The sequence below is a fragment of the Streptomyces sp. 7R007 genome (genome assembly GCF_054850255.1).
The window spans coordinates 1-6,518 of sequence record NZ_JBTWMV010000117.1 but is presented as its reverse complement, the minus strand read 5'-3'; the positions used below and the strand labels follow the sequence as shown (position 1 = coordinate 6,518).

4 protein-coding genes are annotated in these 6,518 nt (G+C 67.6%); 1 reads left to right on the top strand and 3 read right to left on the bottom strand.

The features are described 5' to 3' along the window. Positions 1-7: 7 nt before the first annotated feature. Positions 8-1,210: an IS110 family RNA-guided transposase gene (locus ACYF6T_RS44130; RefSeq protein ID WP_461703635.1), complete on the bottom strand. Its 1,203-nt coding sequence runs from the start codon at positions 1,208-1,210 to the stop codon at positions 8-10. A 413-nt stretch (positions 1,211-1,623) separates the two neighbouring features. Here ACYF6T_RS44130 and ACYF6T_RS44125 point away from each other — a divergent pair. Continuing rightward, positions 1,624-2,708, top strand: a protein-coding gene (locus tag ACYF6T_RS44125) for an IS630 family transposase (RefSeq protein WP_461703634.1) whose coding sequence is annotated in 2 segments (ribosomal slippage) — positions 1,624-2,067 and positions 2,070-2,708 — 1,083 coding nt in all. Because the reading frame shifts where the segments join, the coding sequence is not laid out codon by codon here. Between the two features lie 26 nt (positions 2,709-2,734). Here the strand turns inward: ACYF6T_RS44125 and ACYF6T_RS44120 are convergent. Both ACYF6T_RS44120 and ACYF6T_RS44115 read right to left on the bottom strand, forming a co-directional pair. Further along, positions 2,735-3,472, bottom strand: coding sequence for a DUF6461 domain-containing protein (locus ACYF6T_RS44120; RefSeq protein ID WP_461703633.1), 738 nt, complete (start codon positions 3,470-3,472; stop codon positions 2,735-2,737). 87 nt (positions 3,473-3,559) lie between these two features. Beyond that, positions 3,560-4,813, bottom strand: coding sequence for a hypothetical protein (locus ACYF6T_RS44115; RefSeq protein ID WP_461703632.1), 1,254 nt, complete (start codon positions 4,811-4,813; stop codon positions 3,560-3,562). Positions 4,814-6,518: the final 1,705 nt, after the last annotated feature.

Below are 6,518 nucleotides of genomic sequence, written 5' to 3'. Positions count from 1 at the left end.
TCTTTCGTCAAGCGAGGCGTGGGGTTCTGGGCTCGTAGAAGGTGCCGTCGCGGAGCATCGCGAACAGGACGTTGATCCGTTGGCGGGCCAGGCGGAGAAGTGCCTGGGTGTGGGTCTTTCCTCTGGCCCGGCATTTGTCGTAGTAGGTGCGGGAGGCGGGATCGTGCAGGGCGGCGAACGCGGACAGGAACATCGCGCGTTTGAGCTGCCGGTTGCCGCCTCTGGGTGCGTGTTCGCCGTGGATCGAGGTCCCCGACGACTTGGTCGTCGGGGCGAGGCCGGCGTAGGAGGCCAGGTGGGCGGCGGTGGGGAAGCTGGTGCCGTCGCCGACGGTGACCAGCAGAGTGGCGGCGGTCCTGACCGCGACCCCCGGAAGCGAGGTCAGGACCGCGGAAAGAGGGTGAGCCTCCAGCAGCTGTCCGATCTGCGCTTCCAGGGCCCTGCGCTGTTCGTGGACGGCCGCGAGCGAGCGGGCCAGGGACGGGATCACGACGTCGAGGGTGCCGGTGCCCGGGACCACGACGGTCTGCTCGTCGAGCGCGTCGAAGACCTCGTCGATCAGCCGGGCAGCCATGCGTGGAGCCTTGGGCCGAATCACCTCAACGAGCTTGCGGCGACCGGCCTTTCGCAAGCTGGCCGGGGATCCGTAGCGTTCCAGCAGCCAGGTCACCGCTGGGTGGTCCAGGCGCGGGCCAAGGACGCGCTCCAGGCTGGGGTGGAACTGGGTGAGCAGGCCGCGTATCCGGTTGCTGGTGCGGGTGGCCTCGGCCGCCAGGTCCTGGTCGAAGCCGACCAGCACGGTCAATTCGGCGGTGATCTCGTCGGTCAGTTCCAACGAGCGCAGGGTGTGCGGCATGGTCCGGGCGGCGTCCGCGATCACCGCGGCGTCGCGGGCGTCGGTCTTCGCCTCGCCCGGGTAGAGGTCGGCGATCCTTCGCATGGACAGACCGGGCAGGTAGGCGACCTTGCAGCCGGCGTCCCGGGCGACGGTCAGGGGCAGGGCTCCGATCGAGGCGGGCTGGTCCACGATCACCAGCATGGTGCCGAACTTCGCGGCCAGCTTGTCGAAGACAGCTCGCAGCTTCGGCTCGCTGTTGGGCAGCTGCTTGTCGAAGACCTTCTTGCCGGCCGGGGTGAGGCCGTGCCCGTGATGGGCGCTCTTGCCGACGTCCAGGCCGAGGAAGACGCCCACGTCGTCGATGTCGTCCAACCCATCCTCCCGAGCAGGGTTCGTGCGGTGCTGGCCAGGGCGTTGGCGTCGTATGCGCGCATCCACGTTATGCAGACCTGCCGCCCGCAAGGGGCCGGGCATTGCGCCTGGCCAGGCGGTAGTCGGACCTCTCATCAGCGTCTCCAACGGCGCCTCCCGGGCCCGGTGGCACCACCCCCCAGGTCATCCGTTCGACAGGGGGGAACAGCCATGCCGGGCCCGAAGGCCAGCGGCCCCGTTGCAGGACCGCGGAAAACATAACGGGGGGGGAACCTGGTCGCTTACACCGAGCCTCCTGGACGGGGTCTGCCCGTGCAGAAGCGGGGTTCCCGGTGTCTGGAAACCGTTACTGACCTTGCTGGCGTGATGTCGTTTGGGTCGACAAGCCGTGGTTGTCGCAGTAGTCCGGTCACATGAGGTATCCGCAAGGTGGCGGGCTGACTGCGGAGCGACGGACGTTTCGCGAGCACATCCGGATGCAGGCAGCCGAGTTATTCGCCCTGGGACACGACAACGCCGCCATCGCCAAGCAGTTACGAGTCAGCGTGCGCTCGGTGCAGCGGTGGCATCTGGCATGGGAGCACGGCGGAACGCCGGCCTTGGAGTCGAAGGGGCAGGCAGCCAGGCCCAAGGTGAGTGAGGCACTGTTCGAGGTTCTCGAGCAGGAGCTGGCCAAGGGGCCGGTCGCGCACGGCTGGCCGGACCAGACCTGGACGCTGGCGCGGATCAAAACGCTGATCGGGCGCCGGTTCCACAAAAGCATGACGCTGTCGGCCATCGCGCAGATGCTGCACCGGCACGGCTTCAGTCACCAGGTCCCGGCCCGCCGCGCCCTCGAGCGGGACGAGGAAGTGGTCACCGGGTGGGTGAAGCAGACATGGCCCCAGGTGGAAACGCCGTGGCGGCGCTCGGGGCCTGGCTCTGCTTCGAAGACGAAGCCGGCTTCTCGATGACGCCGCCCACCGCCCGCACCTGGTCCCGGCGCGGGCACACACCCGTCATCCGGGTGCGGGGACGCTCCCAGCGCCGCTTCTCCATCGCCGCTCTGGCCTGCTACAAGAAGGGCGAACGCTCACGCCTGATCTACCGGCCCAAACGGCACGTCGACCACAGGCAGGGAGGCAGACGCAGCTTCGCCTGGACCGACTACCGCGACCTGCTTATCGCCGCCCACCAGCAACTCGGCGCACCGATGGTGCTCGTATGGGACAACCTGAACGTCCACAAAGACCGCCATCTGCGGGAGTTCATCGCCACCCACGACTGGATCACCTGTTACTTCCTGCCGTCTTACGCACCCGATCTCAACCCCGTCGAGGGCATCTGGTCACTACTGCGACGCAGCAGCCAGGCCAACACCGCCTTCACCGAACCCGACCACCTCATAAGCGCGCTTCGGCACGGTCTCCGCCAGATCCAGTACCGCAGCAACCTCATCGACGGATGCCTCGCCGAAACTAGCCTCACCTTGCCGACATCACGGCAACAACGTCAGTAGTCCTATTACCCGCCGCCGCGAGCGCTTCAGCCGGGATGGCCTCCCGGGCGCTTCGGGGCAGCCGGCACAACGCCCAGGGACCGTCCCGGCTTCGCCGCGGCGGCGTCGGTAGGCGGCGCCGTAGCCTCCGAAGGTGACCCGGTGGGCGGGCGGCGTACGGGGCGGAGCGGCGCGCGATCGGCGTCGGGGAGGAAGGCTGTCAGCAAAGGTCCCTGCAGAGTCTGGGCGTCGAGTACACCACCGACGTACCGACCGACGATGTTCAAGCCGATGAGGAGGACTGAAGTCGAGGAGCCACTGGAGCTCGCCGCGGCGGGGAGCGCATCGAGCGCCTGCCGCAGAGCGGAAGCGTGGGGGCCTTCACCGCGTACGACGGGAGTAGTGGACAGTTCGACGCTCTCCGTACGCCGTCCGTCGCGGTAGTGGTCCAGGGTGCACAGCCCGTCACCGCCCTTGAACACGCGGACGGTTTCCGTGCCCTGCGACAGCCGGGCCACAACGGTGGGTTTGAGGCCCTCCGGTTCCAGGTTCTCGTAACAGTAGATCCAGTCTTTCGCCAGTGCCCCCACCCGCAGCAGGGTCCCGCCGCCTCCACGGGGCAGCAGCGCACCACTCTCCGCCTGTGTGCGGACGGTGGCCTGGCCCGGGGCCACGCCGTAGGCGCCCAGGACGGCATCGGGTGTGGTGCTCCGGGTGAACGTCAGGCAGAACGTCGGACACCGGCTGTCCGTGGCCCACTCCCACGGGCTGGATCCCAGATCCATGGTGGCTCTCCTCGTCCGTCCAGGGCCGTGCCCCGTGCAACCAGGCGCGCGGGGCACGGCCGTTGTGGCGCTGTGCGGCAGCTGGTTTTAGTCGGTGATGGTCACGCTGAAACTCTCGGAGTCCAGGACGCGGTCGGTCTGGACGAAGCTGCCGTACTTTCCGCCCGCAGCCGAGTTGAAGGTGAGTGGCACATGCCCACGTACGCACGGCTCCTGGTAGGTGACCGGCTTGGAGGCGCTGGCCTCGTAGATGTACCACTGTCCGTCCTCGAACAGCGGCACGATGTCCGCGCAGAGCGCCCCTACCGTACCTCCCTCGACCGTGCCCGCGAAGGGGAACTCGTCACAGGAGTCGTCCTCAACTACGTCGTCGTCGAAGGGCACGAACGTGCCGTCCTCACAGGTGGCACGGCGGTTGCTCTCCGCGGCGCTCGCACTGGCCAGCCGCCGCAGGGGAGTCCCGTCGCCCCAGCTGTCGGGCAGGGCGATCTGCGCCCAGTAGTACGTGACGGCGGCGGCGTCGTACTGGCTGATGGGCAATACCAGGTCGGCCTGTGCGGACGGGAACACGCAACCGGGGTAGGCGCCGACAGCGTTGTCGCATCGGATGTTCACCGGGTGGGTCCAGTTGACCTCCGGGTCGGTCGGTGTGACGCCCGGTTGGGTGACGACCATCGTGTACGACGTCTTGAACGAGTCGGACAGGCCCGCCGCGGGTGCGTCGGCGAAGCCCACCGATCCGGAGAGTGCCGACCCTGTCACCATGGAGGGTGCGCCCGCCCAGGGGGTCGGGTCACTGGCTGTGCAAGGCGCCGCGCAGGCGGCTGTCAGGGACACATTCAGGCTCGGAATGGTGGCCGAGGCCGATTCCATGGTGACGCTGAGCGCCTCCTGCCAGGCCGCGCTGGTCTGGTTCAGCTGCATGGTCGCGGTCACTTTGAGCAACGCCGTACCGATGACCTCCGGTACGCCGTCCACGACTTCGTACAGCGTGTAGGTGACTTGCCCGTTTCCGAGGCAGGAGCTGAACCGGTCGTAGGTGTAGACCCCGACTTCAGTCGAGCAGGTAGCCGTGTTCGCTGACACCTCATCGTTCTTCGTCGCATCGCTGCCGGTTCCCGCCCTCAAGCGCGAGGCCGGTGCACCCAGGCAGCCGTACGTCGTGCCCTCCCGGGCGTGTTTGGCGGCAGCGGCGCACGTCCCGCCATTGCCGCCGCCGTTGCTGGTGTCCGGGCTGAACGCCTTCTGTTCCTCACCTCCCTTGACCGCCTTGGCTGTGCTCGGGTCCAGGGCGCTTGGCACGTCGATGACATCCAGCAGCCGTCCGTGTGCCGGCGCCACGCTGGTACCCTCCGAGGGGACGGTCGATGCTGACGCGGTAGTGGCGGAGGTCCACATCGCCAGGGCGGACAGTAACCCGACGCATATTCGCCGTTTTCTGATGGAACTTATGGATCTCATGGGCATCCCCCTTGTCCCAAAAATGCGTGTACAGGGAAACAACAGGACGGTAACCACGGGCCGGAGCAGAACTACAGGTCGGTTCCAGCCGAACCACTTCGGACCCCCTGGACACTCAGCCCGCTGATTCCCTATACGGATGGGAAACGGAATCCACGTCGGCAGGGAGGACAAGGCAGGGTTGACTGCCGTTACCCTGGCGGACTTTCCCGATGGGCAGCATGGTGGCGGTGGCGGGGAGACCCGGTTCGCGTGGCGTGGGCCCCGCGGGCGTGGGGGTGTCGGTGAGTGGGTCGAGTCGCGCGTCATTGGCGTCATGGCCGTCGTCGACGGCGGCCCGCTCGTCCTCTGCCAGGGGGATTGACGCAAGCATGCGCTGCAAGTTCTTCCTGGCACTCCACCGGCGCACCGACCGGTCCGTCACCTGCACCTGCGTAGGAGGTACGCCCCTCCCAGGGCACCGGTCGAGCCCCGTCAACCGCCGTGCCGCGATCCACGCCGTACCCGCCCCGGCCTCAAACCCCTTGGCGGAAGCGCATCCACAGTGGGCCCGGTGCGGCCGGTACCCAGCCCGGCCTGTGGTGACCGGTCGTGATCCCTGCGGTATGACGGCCTCATGCGGCACACACAAGGGGGCGGGTTGACGCCTGCGGTGTGTTTCAAGGCCGGTCACCGGCCGCGGATGTTCTCCAAGCTGTAAGGCCATCACGGCCAGGGGGCGAGCCGAAGACCTTCGCCTGGAGCGACTACCGGGACTTCATCCACAGGGTGCACCTGCAGCTCGGCACTCACAACAGACCCTGGACTCTCACAGATCCCGTCCGCGTTGACGCCGACCGCGATCAACGCGTGGACGTTGATGATGCGGCCGCCCTCGAAACCTGATCCGGATCTCCTCCGCCCGCCCCGGCGAGATCACCCCCGCCCGCCACGACCACATCAACGGGCATCTGCACGAGGCCGACCTCGGTGCCCTGGCCGACCTCGACTTCGTGGCTTCGATGACGACGCGACGATGTTCCGGTCGTCACGTGCGGTCGGAGGCGACCATGAAGCCGGCGTTGGCCCCGAGCCGCCGGGCCGCCTATAGGTCTCGGCGACGCCGACGATCTTGTGCCAGAACGGACAGATCTGCGGCCAGTCCTCGGCCGCGGCTCACCTCATCAGCATGGGTGTGTGTCTGTCAGGTCGTCACTGACGACCATGCGCACGCGCACAGCGAACGGGAGCAGTCAAACCAAGCCGCTGCCTGCCGACGGCGTGGAACGGCCACTCTATGCGCTGCCGCATCGGCGCTGCGATGGACGAGTCTGCTCCAGTCCCCGTAGGCGCGTTGTCCGCTAGACGGAATTCTATTCTGCTGAGTAGATTGCTTTCGTGTGCTGAGCCGCACCCTCCTCACCGGTGGTACTCCCACACGAAGGAACGCAGCCCAGACCGCAGGCGCTGCACTCCCACCGCGCCGTTGGGCCGACTCACCGGGGCGGGCCGTAGGCCAGCTAGGGCCTGTGTGAGGTCGTGATCGTTCTCGGGTTCTGGTCCCGTGCGGGGGTGGGGCCTGGTAGGACGCTGGGTGTGACACGTA